Origin of the sequence: Streptomyces sp. NBC_00249 (genome assembly GCF_026342355.1) — a bacterium.
GTDB lineage: Bacteria > Actinomycetota > Actinomycetes > Streptomycetales > Streptomycetaceae > Streptomyces.
In genome coordinates this window covers 111,624-131,452 of the sequence record NZ_JAPEMV010000011.1, presented here as the reverse complement: position 1 = coordinate 131,452, position 19,829 = coordinate 111,624, and the positions used below count along the sequence as shown (strand labels likewise).

The following is a 19,829-nucleotide window of genomic DNA, read 5'->3' as shown; positions in this document are numbered from 1 at the left end:
CGGGCGGTGCGGGAGATCGGCCGCTACCGTGCAGGTCAGCGAGGTGCCCGCACTGCCTGCTGCGGGCGGGCGGGCGGGCAGGGCGGGCAGGCGTGGGCGGCCGGGAGTCGGGGGCGAGATGATGAGGGCGAGTGGGGCCCGTGTGCTGTACGAGGCGCTGCGTACCTTGGAGGTCAAGGCCACGTCCGCGCGGAGGAAGAGCCGTGCTTCTGCTTCGCGGCGGGAGGTCGCCCGCCTCGCCGGGCACGCTGGGCTCGACCGGCGGATCGGCGAGTGGATTCCCGAGGACTCGACCAGGGCGAAGGTGCCGGACCCCTCCAGCAGTGAGCAGCTGATCGCCGCTGTCCGGGTCTGGAGTACGTGGGCCGGGGAAACCCTCGGCGAGCGCTACTGGCGGGACCTTCTCGATCAGGCACAGCCCGGACGCGCCCCACGGTCCGGGACCCGGTCCGGCCCGGACGGCGCCGGATCCGAGGACCTCTACGGTGTCTTCCGTAACCATCACGCGTGGATCGAGCAGTGCGTCCTGCCCGACCGGCTGTTCGACCGGGAGGCCGAGCTGCGGGAGCTGGAGGGCTTCTGCACCGCCCCGGACGACGCCGCACCGCGGTACGCGTGGTGGCAGGCCGGGCCCTGGGCGGGCAAGTCCGCGCTGATGGCCGAGCTGGTGCTGCGTCACCGTCCGCCCGGCGTCGACTTCGTGAGCTGCTTCATCGGCGATCATCTCGGCAACAACGACCGTGACTCCTTCCTCCAGACGGTCAACCCGCAACTGGCCGTGCTGGCCGGTCAGGACCCGGCGGCGTCCCGTCACGGCGGCGGGCAGGAGTTCCCCGGGCTCTTCACGGCCGCCGCCGAGGTGTGCCGATCGCGCGGACGGCGGCTGGTCCTGGTCGTGGACGGTCTCGACGAGGACCGGGGGTCCGGTCCGGACGGCCTCAGCATCGCCGCGCTGCTGCCGCGGGTCCCGCCCGTCGGCATGCGGGTGATCGTCGCGGGCCGCCCCAACCCGCCCGTCCCCGACGGTGTCCATCCGGAGCACCCGCTGCGCCGGGCGGGGATCGTCCGCCCCTTGGCCTCGTCCCCCTTCGCCTCGGACATCAGCGCCCGGGCCCGGCAGGAGCTGCACAAGCTGCTGGGCGGCGCGCCCCTCGGACGCGACGTCCTGGGCCTGGTGACGGTCTCCGAGGGCGGGCTGACGGCCGACGACCTGGCGGAGCTGGTCGACGCGCCGCCGTACGAGGTGGACGTGCTCCTGCGCGGCGTCACCGGCCGCAGCTTCCTCCCGGGGGACGGGGACGGCGTTCGTCCACCGACACCGGCACACGACGGCCGGCAGACGCAGGTACTGGGCCACACGGAGCTGCACCGGGAGGCCCTGACCAAGCTGGGCAGAGCGGCGGTAATCCGGTACCAGGCGCAACTGCACGGCTGGGCGGACGCCTACCGGGCCAAGGGGTGGCCCCCGGACACCCCCTCCTACCTCCTGTACGACTACCCGCGCATGCTGCGGCGCGCCGACGGCTCCACCGGGCGGCTGGCGGAGCTCGTCCTCGATCCGCGTCGCCAGCAGGCCCTGCTGGGCCGGGCATCCGTCGACACGGCGGTGTCGGAGGTCGAACTGGCGAGCCGGCTGGTGGAGCGGGACGCCGCGGACGACCTGGCCACCCGGGCAGCGCTCGCGGTGTCCCGGGAGGTGCTCACGCACAGCGCCCGGGGGCTGCCGTCGGACATCCCGGTGGCGTTCGCCACGCTGGGCCAGTGGCAGCGTGCCAAGGACCTCGCGCTCACCTCCCCGTACCCGGATGGCAAGGCCGTCCATCTCGCGAGGGTGGCCCGGGCGCTGGCGGGCGTGGACGACGAGCGGGCCGTCGAAACCGCGAGGGAGGCCGCCCGCTGGGCCGATCGGGTCCGCCAGGAGTCGGCGCCGACGAACGGCGACGAACACGAGGCCGAGGTGGCCGCCGCCGAGGCCGCCGTGGCACTGATCGCGGTCGGGCAGGAGCGGGAAGGACGGGATCTGCTCGGCACATTGCGCCCCTACTCCGTGCTCGGTGACAGCGCGTTCCCGTGCACGACGATGGCGGAGGCGGCCGGGGCCGCCCGCCGCCGGCACCCGGAGCTGGCCGAGGAACTCCTCGATCAGGCCGAGGTGCTGGCCGAGGAGGTACTGGCCGGCCAGCACGCGGAGTCCGCCGCGGCCGTCGCGGCGTGGTCGGCGATCGCCCTGGCCGCGGGACCGCCCGACTCGGTGCGGGCGGCCAGGATGTACGCGCGCATCAGCGACTACGCCCGTACCGCTCCGCCCGGGCTGCGGTCGGTCACCGCGGTGGCGAACGCCGCCCTGGCGCTGGCCGGCGTACGCCCGGACGAGGCGGCGGAGCTGGCCCGGCAGGCCGCCGGCACGCTGGAAGCGGGGCTGAGCTCCCTGCACACGGAGTTCCGGGCGGACAGGACCTACCTGCACACCGACCCCGACCTGATGCTGACGGCCGTGGCGTACGCCCGGGTGGCCACCGGCGCTGTGGACGACGCCCGGCGGCTCGTCGAAGGCGTTTCCGAGGACCTGGGGACGGGCTGGTTCGGCAGGGACGTACTCGCCGGCGCGCGGGCCGCGCTCGAGGGGGTACCGCGCGGAGCGGGGAAGACGCGTGCGGAGGTCCTGGCCCGGGAGGCCCGCGACCTCGCGGAACAGGGCCGGGCAGGTGAGGCGTCGCGCCGCCTGGACGAGGCGCTGGAGGCCTCCGTCACCATCCGCCGCGACAGTGTGTGGGAGACGAAGCTGGTGACGCTGTCCGCCGGGCTCGCCGCGGTAGGCCTGCCTGCCGACGGCACACGGCTGGCGAGGGGCTTGCGCTCCCCCACCGAACGGGCGCGGGCTCTGGCAGCCGTGGCCATCGCCCTGGCCGACGCGGGGAACCTCACCCTCGCGCGGCCTCTGGCACACGAGGCGGCGGACCTGGCCCGGGAGACGCGCGCCGAGCGCGGCCGCCGCATCCGTCACATCCCTCAGAACTTGTTCGCGGGGGACGAGACGAGGGCGGCGGCGTACGCCCTGGCGTGTGCGGGAGAAGGCGAACGCGCACTGGAACTGATCGCGGGGCTGGGCAAGCCGGACGGCTCCGGCAGACGGTACGAGACCGTACTCGTGGCGGCGGGGCTGCGCCGCCACGATGCCGTGACCGCGGCGGAACTCGTCGAAGCGGAGCTGGCACGCATCAAGACACAGGGCCCCGACCCCTCCGCAGACATCGGCCCGATCGTCGCACTCGGGACCCTCATCGCGGCGATCGGTGACGCGGACGACGCGTGCGGGGCGAGGCTCCTGCAGGCCGTCGGAGAGGAGTGGTCCGCGGGACGGGCTTCGGAGGGACGGGGGCTGGACTGCCCGGACGTCCTGGTGGTGGCCGTCCTGGAAGGCGAGCCCCAACGGCCGGAAGCCCTCCGGCTGCTGGACGCGTGGGAGCGCGACAGCCGGAGCGTGCCTCCGTGGGAGCTTCCGACGGCGGGCATCGCCCTCACGTACGCCGCGCTCGGCGACCACGACGCCGCGCGGCGGGTCGCGGCGGGTCACAACGCTCCCGACGGCAGGGCGGAAGCCTACGCAGCGGTCGCCGGGTACCTCGTGGCAACCCCGGAGAACGCGCATCTGACGTCATGGGGCGCGGACACCGCCTTCACGAAGACGCTGCGCTCGCTCGCCGTGTCGCTGCTGCCGCCCGTCACTTCCGGGGCCGCGGAGCAGGCACACGGCTTCGTGGCGAAGGCCCTCACGGACGGCGGCTGGCACCACGCCCTCCCGGCACTGGTCCGCATCGCGCCTCAGGCGGTGGGGCGGATCCGGGACATCGTCTTCAGCCACCTGCACCTGGAGGCGGAGGAGGCCGCGGGGGGTCCTGGCCCGCGGCACTGACTCACCCGTACTCGCGATGACCGGCTGCTTCCCCCGCGAAGAGCGCGGGAGGACACCGTCGTCGGTGCGGGCCGTGCCGACCCGGGGGTCGGCGTGGGTCGGTCACCGGCGGTGTGGCGCCCGGGCGCTGTCAGGATGGCAGCCGACTCGTTCTTCGTCCCGGTTCGGGCCGCGCTTGCGGGAGCGCAGGCCCGGTGTCGGGCGTTGGACCATCGCAGGGAGCGATCTTGTGTGTGCACCGCACGATCCGAACGATGAGGAGGACTCGATGAGCGCGGCCGACGAGGGACGGCAGTGGCCGGACGAGGTCAGTGTCGACAACGCGAGGACGACGCTGCTGCAGCTCCTCGCCCGGGCGGGGGTGCCCGGAGCCGACGCGGGGGAACTGATCGGGCTCGTCGAGGCGGGGGCGCTGGCTCTGGCGCACGAGGAGCTGAGCCGGGTCGGGGCGACGGCGCCGGGGGGCCGGGGCGAGGCCTACGAGTCGGGCTGGCGCGATGGTGTCGGGGAGCTTCTGGAGGGGCTCGGCGGGGTCGCCGAGCGGGCCCTGCTGGAGGTCGTCGGGGCGGGCGGGGAGCAGGCCCCGGCCGGGCCGTGGCCGCGGGCGGGGCGGGTGGAGGTGGAGCGGGCTCGGGTGGCGGTCACGCCCCTGTACCTGTCGTTCACCACGGTCTCGGAGCTGGATCCCGAGGTGACCGAAGAGGTGCTCACCGCGGTCCTCGGCACGATGAGCCCCCGGCAGCGGGCCGGGTACGCCGGCCGGCTGACGGCGTTCGCCGCGGCCCACCGGGCCCGGCTGAAGCAGTTGTTCGCGGCGTTCGGGCCGGGCAGCGCCGTCACTGTGCACGGCCGTTACTCGCTCGTGCACTCCGTGACGAGCATCGCCGTGCTGGAGCGGCTCGTCGCCGCGCCGCAGGCCCTGCGGGACGAGTGGGACGCGGCGGAGCTGCCGCCCGCGTGGCTGGACGGGCTGGGGACGGCCTGGAACGCCCCGGTGTGACCTCCCGGTCTTCCCCGCCGGTGCCGCGGTGCGGACGTGGCAACCGCCTGACGTGCCGTCATCGGCCCCCGTAAGGTGCCACATAGTGATCACCGATGACAGGAGTGGGCGTTATGGGGGGCGAGCGCCGGCGGCGGAGCGGGGTCGTGGGGTACTGGCGGGCCGTCGAGTTGTTCAGTCCGCAGAAGATCCCGGGCGTCTCCGTCCGGGAGCGGGTGTACGCGGCCGTGCCCGGGGAGCCGGCGCCCTGGGAGGCGGGGCATCCGCTGCGGTCGGTGCCGCTGGAGCCCGGGTACGGGTGGCAGCACGTCGTCTACGGCGGGGCGTTCGCCCTCAGTGCCGTACGTGACACCCTGCTCGACGTCTTCGGGGAGAGCGGCGAGGACCACGACGGCCGGATGGACGGTGAGACCGCGCTGTTCGCGCTGACCGTCACCGACGAGGGCCGGCTGCTGCTGGACTCCCCCGTGTTCTCGTCCTGCGCCTGGGCCACCGGCCGGGCCGTCACGCCCGGGCCCGGCAGCCGTGGATGGCTCGACGGGTTCGAGGAGGAGGCCGGTGCCTGGGGGACGCTGGCCGGGGAGCTCGGTGAGCCCGGTGGGTACGGTGGGCCCGGTGGGGTGGCTGACGGTGACGCCGGGGACGGGGACTCCCCCGTCGGGGCCGGTGTGGTGTCCGCCGCGCACCTGCTGGAGTTCACCGGCGAGCTGGCCCGCGCCTGGGGCGTGTCCGTGGCCCTGGCTCCGGCCGGGGTGCGGGTGCGCAGCGTGGCCGTGCGCCTGGACCAGGCGGAGGGGGCGGGCAACGCCGACCAGCAGGACTTCCTCAACAGTTTCATCGCCGCCGACCTCGACCGGGTGGCCCGCGCCCTCGAACGCAGCGATCCCGGCCCGGGTCTCGCCGCGTACCTCACCCCGTCCGCCGCCTTCGACCCGTCCCTGCGTACCGACCTGCGCCGGCACCCCGAGGCGGCCCTGGCCGGTGTGAGCCCGGACCGCACCCCCGCGGGCCGCTGGCCGGCGGATGCCCGGCACGCGCTCGCGCTGAGCCAGCAGTTCGCCGTCAACGCCGTGCACGCCGAGCTGGCGCCGGGCGCCGGGATCTTCGCCGTCAACGGCCCGCCCGGCACCGGCAAGACCACCATGCTGCGCGACTGCTTCGCCGCGGCCGTCGTCGAGCGGGCCGGCCGCCTGGCCGCGCTGCGGCTGCCGTCCGAGGCCTTCGACCGGGGCGCGGCCCCGTACGTGTGGAAGAGCGGCGACTACACCCGTACGGTCACCCCGCTGCGGCCCGAGTTCACGGGCTTCGAGATGGTCGTCGCCTCCGCCAACAACGGGGCCGTCGAGAACATCTCCACCGAGATCCCCGCCCGCGCCGCCCTCGGCGAGCCGTGGCGCGAGGACGCCGACTACTTCGCCGAGCAGGCCACCCGGCTCCTCAAGGGCGATCCGGCGTGGGGCGCGGTCGCCGCCCGGCTGGGCAGCAAGCGCAACCGCCTGGAGTTCGTCAACCGCTTCTGGCACGGCAAGTACCGCCGGACGGACGCCAATGCCTCTCCCCCGGCGTCGCCCGTCCCGTCCGTCCCGCCGCAGAGCCGTCGTGGTGGACGGCCCAACGCCTGGATCGACAGCGGCAACGGCCTCTCCCACCTCCTGCGCCAGTGGCGCGACACCCCGCAGACCGGTGTGTGGAGCGAGGGCAGGAAACGGTTCGGGGCCGCGCTCGCCGAGGTCGAACGGCTGCGCGCGGAGCGGTCGGAGGCCGCCGCCGCCTTCACCGACCGCGCCGCCGCGTACGAGGCGCTGCGCCGCGCCCAGGACGCGGTGGGTCAGGACACCGCGGCCGTGGCCCGGGCCCGGGAGGCGCTGGCGCCCGCGGAGGCCGCGCTGGGCGGCGTACAGCAGTCCCTGGCGGACGCCGAGCACACCCATCAGGCCCATCTGGCCCGGCGGCCCGGTTTCACCGTCAGCCTCTTCACCCTGGGCCGCGCCGCCCGCGACTGGCACGCGCAGGAGGCGGAGGCCGCGGGGGCGGTCGCCACCGCGCGGCAGGCGCGCGAGGCGGCGCAGGCGCACCTGGACGGCGTACGGGCGGCCGTGGGCGCGGCCGAGGCGCGCCTGCGCGCAGGCCAGCAGGCGGCGGAGGCGGCCGGCGCCCGCGCCGAACGGGCGGAGCGGGCGATCGCCGCGGCCCGCGCCCGGTGGGAGGGCTTCGTACCGGAGGAGTCCTGGCTCACGGACGACTCCCTGCGCGAGCGCTCCGCGCCCTGGTCGGACCCGGAGATCACGGCGGCCCGTACCGAACTGTTCCTCGCCGCCCTCCACCTCCACCAGGCCTTCCTGCGCTGCACGGCCCGCACCATGTACGCCAACCTGATGGCCGCCATGGACGCCGTCACCGGCGCTGTCCCGCACACCGTGCCCGAGACGCACCTGCGGGCCGCCTGGCAGAGCCTGTTCCTGCTGGTCCCGGTCGTGTCGACGACGTTCGCCTCGCTCGACCGGGTCTTCGGGCGGCTCGGGCCGCAGGCGCTGGGCTGGCTGTTCGTCGACGAGGCCGGGCAGGCGACGCCGCAGATGGCGGTGGGCGGCATGTGGCGTGCCCGGCGTACGGTCGTCGTCGGCGACCCGCTGCAGCTGGAGCCGGTCGTGGTGCTGCCGTGGACGGCGCAGCGGGCGCTGCGCGACGACTTCGGCGTCGCGGAGGAGTGGGCGCCCGGGCGTACGTCGGTGCAGCAGCTCGCCGACCGCGCGAACCGCTACGGCACGCTGCTGCCCGCCGAACTGCCGGGTGGAGGGCACGAGGTGTGGGTCGGCTCGCCGCTGCGGGTGCACCGGCGGTGCGACGATCCGATGTTCTCGGTCAGCAACGCCATCGCCTACGACGGCCTGATGGTCCAGGGCGTCGACGCGGGCACCCGCGAACCGTACGTCTACCGGCCGGCCAGCAGCTGGGTCGACGTCGCCGGGGCGCAGGCGGACGGCCACTGGATCCCGGAGGAGGGCCGCGCCCTGCGGCGGGTACTGGAACGGCTGCGCGAGGAGGGCGGCGTGGACCTGGCCCGGGACGTGTTCGTGATCAGCCCGTTCCGGCAGGTCGTGGCGGGCGCGAAGCGGGCCTGCCGGGACCTGGTGCCGGGCGAGCGGGTGGGAACGGTGCACACGACCCAGGGCAAGGAGGCCGACGTGGTCATCCTGGTCCTGGGCACCGACCCCCGCCGCGCGGGCGCCCGCGCCTGGGCGGCGTCCCGCCCGAACCTCCTCAACGTCGCGGTGAGCCGCGCGAAACGCCGCCTCTTCGTGATCGGCAACCGCGAGGCATGGCGCGACCAGCGCCACTTCAGCACCCTGGCGGAATCCCTCCCGGCTCACACGTGGCAACCCCAGCGTCAGGAGCAACCCGGCGCGCCTACGGACGAGGCCCGGGGGAACGAGGGCAGGGGGCGGTAACGAAGCGCCCCGACCCGCCCCTGACGGATCCCCGCGGGCGCGGGGAGCAGGAGCAAGCTAGGAGTTTGGGTTACCCAAACTCGGGTTCATCCCCGCAGGCGCGGGGAGCAGATTCGGCCGAGCTCGCGGCCGTCGCGGTAGGCGGGGTCATCCCCGCACGCGCGGGGAACAGTACACGTGCGCGGTCACCAGGACCGCGGGAACGGGGTCATCCCCGCACGCGCGGGGAGCAGCCCATTTCTCCGCTCGCGCTCTGGATCGTGTTGGGGTCATCCCCGCACGCGCGGGGAGCAGCACTACGGGATGTAGTGGCTCGGTGGCGCACTGGGGTCATCCCCGCACGCGCGGGGAGCAGGTCTCCGCTTCCCGCACTGACGGGGGTGAGGAGGGGTCATCCCCGCACGCGCGGGGAGCAGGTACGGAATTTGCGCCGGGATGTCCCCGCACTCGGGGTCATCCCCGCACGCGCGGGGAGCAGGCTGTCTGACCAGCGACTCTATCCCGGGGATACCTCCTTCTCGAGCACTTTCGCCGAATCAGGCAATCCTCCCAATCCGCCCCCGAGACCACCGCACCCGGCCCTCTCGCTCCAAGGCCGCTGTCGCGGTCCAGCGACCATCCCGCCGGAAGCCGGCATCGCCGAGCTCGAAGGTCTGCAGTCAGGACCCCCTCCCCGGTCTCACCGGCGTCGGTGTACCCATACCCCGAGGCGTAGCCACGCTGCGTCAGTGGCGGGACGCACGCGGTAGCCGGTGGGGCGGTGTGCCGTGTTTGCGGTACCGGGGGCGGGCGGGACACGGGATAATCGGGCGCATGGTCACGCTCTCCCCCACCGGTCCGGCGCAGCCCTCGGCCGCCGAGGTCCTGCACGCCCGGTACGCGGGCCGGCTGCCCGCCTCGTTGGAGGAGCTCGTGGGGCCCGATCGCGGCGTGGTCGAGCTGCCCCTGCACATCGCCTGGTCCGGCCTGCGCGCCTACGACCTCGACCGCCCCCGCCTGCGCATGGGCCTGTACCGCACGGTCCTGGCCGAGGGCGGGCGTGACGACCTGGTCAAGCTCCTCGACCGCGACCTGCTCCTGCAGCAGTGGCCCGTACTGCGCAAGCTGGTCAGCCGGCACGTGCGCCAGGTCTGGGAGGACGCCTTCCCCGAGCTCCGGCCGGCCGGCTCCGCCCCCGCGTGAACCTCAGCGGCCTGCACCGGCGCCTCCTTGCCGCGGTGATCGACATCGGCGCCCCGTACCCGCTCGTCCTCACCGGCGGCTACGCGGTCCAGGCCCACGGCCTCGTCGACCGCCTCAGCCAGGACCTCGACGTGGCCACCGAGAACCCCGCCCCCATGTCCGAGATCGTCGGCAGCCTCGAACACGAGCTCACCGCACGCGGCTGGCGCGTACGCGTCATCGACGTCGACGTGCTCTCCGCCCGCCTGATGGCCACCGACCCGCAGACGGGCGAGGACTGCGAGGTCGACGTCCTCAAGGAGCACTTCTGGACCCCGCCGGCCCAGACCGAGTACGGCCCCGTCCTGGCCTTCGACTCGGTGATCGGCACCAAGGTCCGCGCCCTCGCCGACCGCGGCGCGGCACGCGACTTCATCGACGTCCGCGCCGCGTCCCGCCACCGCACCACCCACGACCTCGAACGCCTCGGCGAACGCCACGGCCGCGACGACTTCCGCCTCGAAGACCTCCGCGACCGCCTCACCGGCATCGACTGGGCCGACGACGAGGAATTCGCCGCCTACGGCCTCACCGAGGACGAGACCGCCGAACTCCGCACCTGGGCCCAGCACTGGGCCGCCGACCTCGACCGACGCCTGCACGACGAGAACGACCTGAACGAAGAGGCCTGACCGCCGGCCCCGGACGCAGCCCCGGCACGTACGGCCTGCCCGCCCTGTGGCGCTGTGGCCGGACGGGGGCCACCGGCGGCGTCCCAGGCCCCGGCGACAACCTCCGCACCCGCACCACCGGACCGGGCCCGCAGACGCCAGGCTGGACCGCCCGGCACCCGAACAACCAACTCCGCTCCTCAGAGCGTCACCTGGCGTCCGCGCACCGCGACCGGTTCGCCTCACCGGAGTGGTCCGGCCCGGCACCCACCGCGCCGACGGCCAGCCGACGACGACGACCACGGCCGAGAACCGCCCGTCCGGCCCCCGTCGGCCCACCGAAGATCGATTACAGCCAGGTGGTGAGACCATGATGGCCGCACCGCAGCAACACGGAAGGGGAGGCCATGACCTGGGGCCCAGCAAAGTACAAGGTGAACTACCGGGAGCCTGTGGCCCTCGTGGTCCGCAAGGAGAGCAACGGCGGGGAGACCGGCGCGGGCTGGCTGAATCGCGACGCCTACGGCCCCGAGCACGACATGTATCCCGAGACCCGCTCCTTCCGCGTCCTCGCCGACGGCGGCATCCCCTTCGCGTACGTACGCACCGAACAGGCCGGCTCGCGGACGACCGGGCAGCCCACCGTCTACCGCGTCGAGGACCACCACGGCGTCCCGTTGGGCCGGGTCACGTACCGTCGCCGCCCCGCCTTCCGGATCTGCCGGGCACGGTGGACGCTGGAACCGGTCCACGGGCCGGCCCTGCGCGGCCGCCAGGGCCGCCTGGTGTGGTGGGCCGTGTGGTGGCCGACGGGGCTGCTGCTGAGCTGGATATGCGCGATAGCCGCCTTCATGGCCGAGGACGACGCCAGCTTCCGCCATCCCCGCCGGATCACCTGGCGCGACACCTCGGGCCGCGTACGCCTGGTCTTCCACGGCATGGCCGAGAACTACCGCGCGCGGGCCGGAGACCTCGACCCCCGCCTGATCACCGCGCTCGTGGCCCTGCACCAGTCCTTCGACTGGCCCGAGGATGCCGGCGCGTTCGGCTGGTACAAGGACTGACCCGTCCCGGCCCCTCCGGGGGCCGGCCGGCACCCCCTCAGCCTGGCCCCACGCGCGGCAACCCCAGCTCGGCTGCAATGTCCTGGCACCAGAGCCATACAACCACTGCTGCGGGGCTTCCCCTCCGAGGCGGTCGACGCGCCGCCCTCGGCGACCCGTACGAAGTCGGGTTCATCCCCGCAGGCGCGGGGAGCAGTGCTCAGGGTCCGCGACCGGATGCCAGATGCGGGTTCATCCCCGCGGGCGCGGGGAGCAGACGTGGGCGGCGGTGGCCGGCCTTCTGCCCGAGGGTTCATCCCCGCGGGCGCGGGGAGCAGGCTTCCTGACCAGCGACTCTATCTAGGAGATGCCTCTTTCTCGAGCACTTTCACCGAATCGGGCAATCCTTCCAATCCGCTCTTCTATGGAGGCGCCGACGCACCCCGTCGCCCCGAACGAGACCAGCCTGGGCCAGAGCAGGCCAGCAGCGCGGAGCTGTTGAGGGCCCACGCGAGCACGCGGGCGGCGTCCCGGCGGCGGCAGACGCCCCGGTCCGGCCGTCCGTCCGTCCGGGCGCGGGTGACGTCAGCGCAGGTCGATCCATGGCCCCGGTGTTCGACAGGTGCCTCCGCCCGGACTCCGGGATCGACGAAGTCGTGGTCGGCGCCCAGGACTGATCGCAACGACGGTCGCGGCCGGTCAACGACGCCGTGGTGCTGTCACCTGCGCGCGTGATAGCCCGCTCGTGTCCAGCCCGGGACGATGGGCCCACGAATCGTACGTATCTACAGAGAGAGGGCCACATGCTCCGTTCTCGTAGTGCAACACCGCGTCTGGCGCGCCTCGCCCTGACCGCCTGCTGCGCCGCCGCTCTCGCCCTCACGCAGGCGGCCCCGGCGCATGCGGCCAGCCGGACGGTCCGCTTCGACTACACGCACCTGTGGAAGACGCCGGAGTTCGACATCAGCCGCGGCGAGATCCACTTCACCGTCAAGGAGTGCGACCGGCCCAAGAAGGACATGACCGTGCTGCTGCGCCGCACCGACGGCTTCAACTACGACGTGGGCAGCGAGACCGTCAAGTGCCGCGCCGGTGAAAGGGTCGTCTTCGGCAACGAGCCGCCGGGAACCTACGAGTTCGAGCTCGGCAAGCTCGACGACGGCACGTACTTCAGGGGAACCGCCACCTACTCGTTCCCCGCTCCCCGGTAGCAGCGGCTCCCCCGCAGCCCCGGGTGACGCACGCCCGGCCGGCCGCGCGCCGAACTGCGCCGGCCCCCTGCGCGGGATATCAAGGAGCGTGAAGGTGAGCGCGCGGCTCGGCGGTCGCCACCCCACGGCTGAGGAGTACGTCTCGTGGAGTTCGAGGTCAATGGCGCCCGGCGCTCGGTGGACGTGGACGACGACCCGGCCGCCGTCGAGGTGGTCCGCGACCGGCTCGGGCTGACCGGTACCAAGCTGGTCTGCTCGGGCGGGGTGTGCGGGGCCTGCACGATCCAGGTCGACGGTGAGCCCCGGGTGTCCTGCCTGACCCCGGCGGTCGCGCTGTCCGGCAGGCGGGTGACGACGGTGGAGGGCCTGGCCGGTCACCCCGTGGGGCGTGCCTTCGCCGGTGAGGACGCCCTGCAGTGCGGCTACTGCACCCCCGGCTTCGTGGTCGAGGCGTCGGCGTTCTTCGAGCGGTGGCGGGCCGCGCACGGCCGCAGCCGGCCGAACCGGGAGCAGATCGCGGACGCGCTGGCGGGGCACCTGTGCCGCTGCGGCGCGTACGAGGGGATCTTCAGCGCGGTGGCCGCCGCCTGCGCGGGCGACTACGACAAGGCGGAGGCGGAGGCGGCCGTGCCGCGCGCCGAGGCTCCGCAGAAGGCCGACGGTTCGGCCCGGTACACCACCGACCTGCGCCCCGAAGGGCTCCTGGAGGGGGTGATCATCCGTTCGCCGCACGCCCACGCCCACGTACGTTCCCTGGAGGCCGGGGACCTCCCGCTGGTGCCGCTGCTGCCCCCCGACGGTGTGGTGCGCTACGTCGGCCAGCCGGTGGCCGCGGTCGCCGCGCCGGACCGCGCCTCCGCGCGGGCGGCCGCCGCGCGGGTCGCGGTGGACTACGAAGTGCTGCCGGCGGCCCTCGACCTACGCCACGCCCGCACCGGCGAGGGCCCGCTCGTCTACGAGGACAAGGCGGCGCGCAAGGCGGCGCCGGGCGCCGGCGAGACCCCGCAGCTGCTGCCCTCCCGCTGGCGCGGCAACCTGCGCGGCCCGTCCTCCATGAGCAGGCGCCCCGCCGCCGCCGTACGCCGGATCACCGAGGTCCGCAGCCGCGACCCGGAGCGGCTGGTGGAGGGCGTGTTCACCACCGCCGCCCAGACCCACACCCCGCTCGAACCGCACGCCTGTCTGGCCCACTGGATCGACGGCACCCTCCATCTGGAGGTGTCCACCCAGTCCGTGAAGCACACGGCCGAACTCGCCGCCGAACGCTTCGGCGTGCCCGTCGAGAAGGTGGTGGCACGGGCCGTCCACGTCGGTGGCGGCTTCGGCTGCAAGATGGGCCTGACCTCGGACGTCGTCGCCGCCGTGGAGCTGGCCCGGCTGCACGACGCCCCCGTACGGGTGGTCCTGGACCGGGACGAGGAGCTCACGGACGGCGGATACCGGCCCGGCACCCGGATCCGGCTCGCGATGGCCGCGGACGATGCGGGCGAGCTGAGCGCGCTGGCCATGGACGTGGACAGCGACGGCGGGGTCTCGGTCGGCGGCTCCGTGGCGGCGCTGGCCCGGTTCATGTACGGCAAGGCCCCGCGCCGCCTGCGCGACTTCGACGCGGTCACCCACCGGCCGCCGGGCGCCCCGTTCCGCGGACCGGGCGGGCCCACGATGTGCTGGGCCCTGGAGCAGGCCGTCGACGAGATGGCCCACCGGCTCGGCCAGGACCCGATCGCCCTGCGCCGCCGCTGGGACGGCAACCCCAAACGGCACGCCCTCTACGACCTGGCCGCCGCCCTCCCGCTCTGGTCGGGCCCCCGCGGCGGCACCGGGCGCTTCCGCCGCGGCGTCGGTGTCGCCGCGGCCAACTGGCTGTACTTCCTCGATCCCGTCACCGAGGTCGAACTCACCGTCGAGGACGGGATCGTCGTCGCCCGCTGCGCCGTCCAGGACATGGGCACGGGCTCGCGTACGGTGCTGCGCCGGGCCGTCGCCGAGGGACTCGGCGTGGCGGAGGACCGGGTACGGGCCGAGGTCGGCCGGAGCGACGCCGTCCACGGGCCGACCTCCGGCGGCAGCCGGACCACGCCCTCCCTCGTACCGGCCGCCGCGGACGCCGCCGCCCGGCTGCGCGAAGCCCTCGGCGGCGGTGACGTCTCCGCCCGGCTGAACGCGGCGGACGGCGTACGGGTGACCGGCCGGCGCCCCCGCGACCACCGCGGCTTCGCGGTCCCCTTCACCCTGGGCGGTGTGGCGATCGGCCGCGGCTTCACCGGATCGGTGCAGGTCGCCGAGGTCGAGGTGGACACCCGGCTCGGCCGGATCCGTCCGCTGCGCGTGTGGAGCGGTATCGCCGCGGGCCGCATCCACGAGGACCGCCTCGCCCGCAGCCAGTGCGAGGGCGCGGTGGTGCAGGGCATCGGCTACGCCCTGTTCGAGGAGCGGCGCAGCGACCCGGCGACCGGCCGGGTGCTGACCGACAACCTGGAGGACTACCGCATCCCCGGCATCGGCGACACCCCCGAGATCACCGTCCACTTCCACCAGGAGGGCTTCGAGCACGTGCCCGGCGGCGGTGTCGGCCTCGGCGAGATCGCCACCCTGCCCACGGCGGCGTGCCTGGCCAACGCGGTCCGCGACGCGACCGGCTGGCGCCCGTACGACATGCCCATCCGCCCCGACCGGCTCCTGGAAGGACTGGGTACGTGAGCACCGAACCCGCCCTCACCGACCTCTCGGCCGCCGTCCTGGCCCGCGGCGGGGAACTGCGCGCCGGCGGCACCGACACCACCGCCCGCCAGCGCAGCGGCGTCTCCCCCGGCCCGTTCACCGACCTCGGCGGCGCCGGCCACCTGCGCGGCACCACCCCACTGCCCGGCGGCGGCCTGCGCATCGGCGCCCTGACCACCCTCGCCACCCTGGCCACCGACCCCCAGGTCCGCGCCGGCTGGCCGGCCCTCGCGGCATCCGCCGGGGCCGCGGCAACCCCGCAGATCCGCGCCGCCGGCACCCTGGGCGGCAACCTCCTCCAGCGCAACCGCTGCTGGTACTACCGCAATCCGCACCTCAGCTGCCTCCAGAAGGGCGGCACCGGCTGCCCGGCGCGCGAGGGCGACCACCACTTCGGCGTGGTCGCCGGCGACGGCCCCTGCGTCACCCCGCACCCGTCCACCCTCGCCATGGCCCTGCTCACCTACGACGCCGAGGCCGAGATCAACGGCGAGTCCCCGCGCCCCGTCGCCGACCTGTACGGCAACGGCGACCACCTCTTCCACTCCGACCACCTCCTGCCGCCGGACCGCATCCTCACCGCGGTCCGCCTCCCCGCCCCCCTGCCCGGCGAACGCGCCGCCTACCACCGCGCCACCAGCCGGGCCCACGCCGAATGGCCCCTGGTCGAAGCCACCGCCCGCCTCACCCTCGACGGCACCACCATCACCCACGCCGCCGTCGCGGCGGGCGGCGTGGCCCGCGTCCCGCTCCGCCTCCCGGAGGTCGAAACCGCCCTGACGGGCCGCGAAGCCACCCCCGCAACCCTCGCCGCGGCGGCCGCGAAGGTCCTGCCCCGCTGCCGCCCCCTCCCCCAGACGGGCTACAAGGCCACCCTGTTCCGCGACACGGTCCTGGAGGCGCTGGAACGGGCCGTCGGATAGGCGGCCGCGAGGCCCAGGTGCGCGAAGGTGATGTCGCGGATCTGCGATGTCGCTTCCGGGGCGATCTCCGCGAGTACGGGCAATGCGCTGTACCAGTGGGGGCCTTGCAGCGCCTCGCGCAGGAAGCCGCCGGCCGCCGGGATGTCGGGGGCTGAGGCGGGTGACGCGGCCAGGGCCAGGGCCCGCAGCGTCTGGGTGAACGCGTCCGGGCCGGTGTCGTCGGTGGGGGGTGCCGGGCGGGCGGGGATCCGGGCCAGGTGCCCCGCGACCGCCGTGAACGCCGCCGCGCGGCGCTCCGGTTCCGCGGTACCGTCCGCCACCCGCCATGCTGCGCCGGTGTCGCCGAGCAGTGCGTGGAGCACGGCGAGACCGGCCGTCGGGAACTGGCCCTGATGGCCGATGCGGCTGTCCCGCGCGAGCCCGTCCAGCTGGACCTGGACGTCCCGGCCCTCGCCGACCCGCAGTACGGCGTCCACGAGGAGCGTCCGGGCCTGCCACTCCTGCGGCGCTTCCCCCGCGTACGCCCGGGCCCCGTCGATCGCCTCGCCGAGCCGTTCTCGGCAGGGCGCGTCCGCTCGGGCGGCAGCGGCTACGAGCAGGCCGAGCTCGGGAAGCAGGGCTGCCAGTCGGCCCGGCAGGTCCTTGGTCGCGTCCAGCCGCTCCCTCGCCTCGTCCACGATCCGGCCCGCCGCGGCCGGGTCGTGAGCGGCCAGCCCGGCGGCGACCACGACGCGTGCTCGTCCGGCCCGCTGCCTCCACACGGCCCATCGGGCACGCTCCGACGGCTTCGTCCGGGCGATGAGGTCCACGGCCGCCGCCCCCTCCCCCGCGCGGCCCAACGCCTGCGCGGCGACGGCCCAGGCACCGTCGGCGAGGTCGTCCGTCGCGGAGCGCGCCGCTTCGTGCGCCAGTCTGCGGGCCTCGGCGTCGTGTCCGGATGCGGCGTACGCCATGGACATCTCCGCGGCGGCACGGGTCCGGTCGCCGGGGCCGTCCAGGGCAGCGGCAAGGGTGTCGGCATCCGCCGTCGCTCCACAGCGCACCAGTGCGCCCGCGAGACCGGCCGACCACGGCAGTGCGTGGTCCGCTTCCTCGCCGGTTTCCGATACGAGGGCGAGGGCCTTGTCCAGGTATTGCCTGGCCTCCTGTTCCTGGTCCTGTTCGGCCAAGGCCAAGGCTTCCGCGGCCCAACGCCCGGCCTGCGCCGGCCCGGGGTCCTCGTCGTTCAGCTCGTCTCGCAGGTCGTCGATGTCGTACGTGGTGCCCGCGCGGGTGATGACGGAGTCCGCGAAATCAGCGCCGTCCGGGCTCTGGCAGTCGCCGCGGAACTCCTCGGGCACGCCCTCCAGGAGACGCCGGATCCGGTCGGCCGTGGTCCCCGTGTCGGCCAGTGCCCGTGCCAGGCGTACCAAGGTCACACCGAAGCCGAACTCCGTGTGCGCCCGGTCCGCCGCCGATAGCGGATCGGGGGTCCGGCAGGCCAACTCGACCTGATCCGCGGCCAGTCCCGCCAGGGCTTTCGCCTCCCCGGGGCAGGCGGACGCCAAAGCCGAGGCGGCGAGCGACAGGGTGTCCAGCTCCCCCAGCGTCTGCGACCGCGCCCAGACCGTACGCGCGTGATCGAGGATGCGGCCGTGCAGACGACCGGCCCGGTCGGGGACGGATGCCGCGAGGGTCGCCCACAGGTGCACCGGGACGGCCGGGTCCAGGGCCTCGTGCTCGGCTGCCGCCTCCAGCTCCTGTTCCAGCTCGTCCAGCAGTTGTGCGGCCACGTCCTTCCGGTGCGGGGCCAGCAGGGCGGCCGCGTCCGTCCATGCCTCGTACCTCGCGGCGCTCAGCCCTCGTGTCCTGCGGAGCAGCCCCGTACCGGCCGCCTCCTGGCCCGTGGCGATCAGAGCCACCGCCGCCCTGGCGACGACGGCTTCGGCCGCGTCGTCGTGAGCGCCCCACGCGGGCGTCTGCCGCCGGGCCCGCACGGCCCATCGCGCGGCGTCCTGAGCCGCTTGCCCGGCCTGGTCGCCGTTGACGCCGACCAGTGCATGGGCCACGTCGGTCAGTGCCAGGGCCTTGGAGGAGGCGTGGGGGGACGCCAGTGCCAGAGCCGTGGCCCGGCGGGCGTCACCGAGCCGGGCGAGCGCCCGTGGGACGTCACGTGGCAGGGTCCGGGGCTGCCGGAGCAACACCGTGCGCGACGCCGCCGCTCCCGCCAGGACGGTGAGGCTTCGCGGATCACCGCCGGTGGCCGTGCCCGCAGCCAGTTCGATGTCCGCCAGAGCGAGGTCCAGCCCGAGCCCGGCCACCTGCCGCCGCTGGCGCCGGGGATCGAACGCGAGGGTGATCAGCCGGCCGGGGTCGCCGCTCCCCCGCGCCAGACGGGCGTAGCCGGTCAGGAGGTAGTCCGGGGTGTCCTCGGGCCACCCCTGCTCGCGGTACCGGTCCGCCCAGGCGTGCAGCTGGCGCTCGTAATCGTCCAGCCCCTCCCTGCCGAAGTTCTCCGAGGCCACGGACCAGAGTTCGTCGTGGGCGAGTGCGTAGGAGCGCAGGGCGGGGTCGTCGCCCCGGCCGGGGCCGCGCAGGGCCAGGTGGGCGCTGTCGTCGGGGCGCATGCTGCGTCCGACGGCGCTGCCCAGCAGGTCCAGTACGTCGTACGGCAGGGTCGGGGAGCCGATCAGACGGGCCAGGTCCGCGCCGGTCAGGGCGCCCCGGGCGGCCGTGAGCAGACCGAGCAGGGGCCGGCCCACGTCTCGGTCCTTGAACAGGGCGTCCAGATCCCGGATGGCCATGTCCCGGATGACGCGCGCCTCCGGGGACGGCTTCAGCCGGCGGACGACGGCGGGATCCCGCAGCGGGTGGTCCTGCGGTACGTCGCCCGGCAGGGGCGGATGCCCTCTCCCGGCCACGATCACGCGCATGCCCCGCGGGAGTGTCCTCGGCAGCATCGCTGCGATGCTCAAACCGCCGGCCTGCGGTGCGGCGGCCTCGTCCAGCCCGTCGACGACGAGCAGCAACGTGTGGTCGCGGGAGGCGCTGGCCCGGGCGGCAGCCGCGTACAGGGCTTCCAGACCGGACGGCGGACGCTTGCCCACCAGGGTTGCGAGCTGTCGGCACATCGTGGTCCGGAAGGTGTCCGGGTGGTCGGTACCGAGGCGCCGGGCGATGAAGTACGGGACGACGTCGACGCCGGTCAGGTCGTACTGGAGCAAGAACCAGGCGAGGAGCGCCGACTTTCCGGCCCAAGGGCCTGCCTGCAGGTAGGTGTAGCTGGAAGCCCGGGGGTGCCGGTCGGTGGCGGCGGCGGTGAGTCCGATCAGTTCGTCGAGCCGGCCCGAGAAGTCCCGCGGCAGGAAGTGCTGCCTCAGGTGTTCCGCATCGCCGTACAGGCGCACCTTGGACTTCGCGTGGATCCGGGGACCTGAACCGCCTTGCCGGAGCTTGCCCGGACGCTGTGCGGCGTCGAGGAGGGCGAGCCAGTGGGCGTCGCTGGTGCGCCGACGGCTCGGAGGGAGTTCGAGGACTTCGTCCTCCAGGTAGGCGACGAGAGCCAGGACGGTGTCCTGGCGACGGGCCGAAGGCGCCGCGTCCCCGTTGCGCCAGCCGCTGATGGTCGAGTCCGCGACCTTGTGCCCCCGCTTCACCAGCGTCTCGGCAACCTTCGTCTGTGTGAACGCACTTCCTCGACGGGTGCGCGCAGCCTCGAGCAGACTGTCCAGCTTCCGCGCGAAGTCCGACAGCTGCGA

The 19,829-nt window shown here is 74.5% G+C and carries 10 protein-coding genes and 1 CRISPR repeat array; of the genes, 9 read left to right on the top strand and 1 reads right to left on the bottom strand.

All coding sequences use genetic code 11. The annotated features are described in order from the left end of the window. Window positions 1-118 precede the first annotated feature (118 nt). The 9 genes from OOK31_RS36230 (at window position 119) to OOK31_RS36190 (ending at window position 16,092) form a co-directional block, all read left to right on the top strand. Complete coding sequence (locus OOK31_RS36230) at window positions 119-3,913, top strand: hypothetical protein (protein ID WP_267091686.1); 3,795 nt, start codon at window positions 119-121, stop codon at window positions 3,911-3,913. A 268-nt stretch (window positions 3,914-4,181) separates the two neighbouring features. Beyond that, window positions 4,182-4,913 (top strand): hypothetical protein, encoded by a 732-nt coding sequence (locus tag OOK31_RS36225; RefSeq protein WP_267091685.1) that lies wholly within the window; start codon window positions 4,182-4,184, stop codon window positions 4,911-4,913. A 113-nt stretch (window positions 4,914-5,026) separates the two neighbouring features. Then, the gene (locus OOK31_RS36220) at window positions 5,027-8,362 is read left to right on the top strand and encodes a DEAD/DEAH box helicase (protein ID WP_267091684.1); all 3,336 of its coding nucleotides are present in this window, start codon (window positions 5,027-5,029) and stop codon (window positions 8,360-8,362) included. Between the two features lie 21 nt (window positions 8,363-8,383). Beyond that, a CRISPR array of direct repeats spans window positions 8,384-8,840; the repeat unit is 29 nt; unit sequence GGGGTCATCCCCGCACGCGCGGGGAGCAG. A gap of 335 nt (window positions 8,841-9,175) precedes the next feature. Continuing rightward, entirely contained in the window at window positions 9,176-9,544 is a 369-nt protein-coding gene (locus tag OOK31_RS36215; protein WP_267091683.1) for a hypothetical protein, read from the top strand. After that, window positions 9,541-10,215 carry a nucleotidyl transferase AbiEii/AbiGii toxin family protein gene (locus OOK31_RS36210; protein WP_267091682.1) on the top strand — a complete coding sequence of 225 codons (675 nt, stop codon included), beginning with the start codon at window positions 9,541-9,543 and terminating at the stop codon, window positions 10,213-10,215. Before OOK31_RS36215 ends, OOK31_RS36210 begins: the two co-directional genes overlap by 4 nt. A gap of 386 nt (window positions 10,216-10,601) precedes the next feature. Beyond that, window positions 10,602-11,258, top strand: a complete 657-nt coding sequence (locus OOK31_RS36205) for a hypothetical protein (RefSeq protein WP_267091681.1) — start codon at window positions 10,602-10,604, stop codon at window positions 11,256-11,258. A gap of 782 nt (window positions 11,259-12,040) precedes the next feature. After that, window positions 12,041-12,448, top strand: coding sequence for a hypothetical protein (locus tag OOK31_RS36200; protein WP_267091680.1), 408 nt, complete (start codon window positions 12,041-12,043; stop codon window positions 12,446-12,448). A gap of 144 nt (window positions 12,449-12,592) precedes the next feature. After that, window positions 12,593-15,148, top strand: coding sequence for a molybdopterin-dependent oxidoreductase (locus OOK31_RS36195; RefSeq protein ID WP_267091679.1), 2,556 nt, complete (start codon window positions 12,593-12,595; stop codon window positions 15,146-15,148). Then, complete coding sequence (locus OOK31_RS36190) at window positions 15,145-16,092, top strand: xanthine dehydrogenase family protein subunit M (protein ID WP_267091678.1); 948 nt, start codon at window positions 15,145-15,147, stop codon at window positions 16,090-16,092. The genes OOK31_RS36195 and OOK31_RS36190 overlap by 4 nt, the downstream gene beginning before the upstream one ends. Here OOK31_RS36190 and OOK31_RS36185 read toward each other — a convergent pair. After that, window positions 16,032-19,727, bottom strand: coding sequence for a hypothetical protein (locus OOK31_RS36185; RefSeq protein ID WP_267091677.1), 3,696 nt, complete (start codon window positions 19,725-19,727; stop codon window positions 16,032-16,034). The two genes, OOK31_RS36190 and OOK31_RS36185, sit on opposite strands and share 61 nt — an antisense overlap. Window positions 19,728-19,829: the final 102 nt, after the last annotated feature.

What these genes read in the sequence shown, in the direction of transcription:
- OOK31_RS36230 (WP_267091686.1), top strand. Translation starts at nt 119, where the DNA reads ATGATGAGGGCGAGTGGGGCCCGTGTGCTGTACGAGGCGCTGCGTACC.
- OOK31_RS36225 (WP_267091685.1), top strand. Translation starts at nt 4,182, where the DNA reads ATGAGCGCGGCCGACGAGGGACGGCAGTGGCCGGACGAGGTCAGTGTC.
- OOK31_RS36220 (WP_267091684.1), top strand. Translation starts at nt 5,027, where the DNA reads ATGGGGGGCGAGCGCCGGCGGCGGAGCGGGGTCGTGGGGTACTGGCGG.
- OOK31_RS36215 (WP_267091683.1), top strand. Translation starts at nt 9,176, where the DNA reads ATGGTCACGCTCTCCCCCACCGGTCCGGCGCAGCCCTCGGCCGCCGAG.
- OOK31_RS36205 (WP_267091681.1), top strand. Translation starts at nt 10,602, where the DNA reads ATGACCTGGGGCCCAGCAAAGTACAAGGTGAACTACCGGGAGCCTGTG.
- OOK31_RS36200 (WP_267091680.1), top strand. Translation starts at nt 12,041, where the DNA reads ATGCTCCGTTCTCGTAGTGCAACACCGCGTCTGGCGCGCCTCGCCCTG.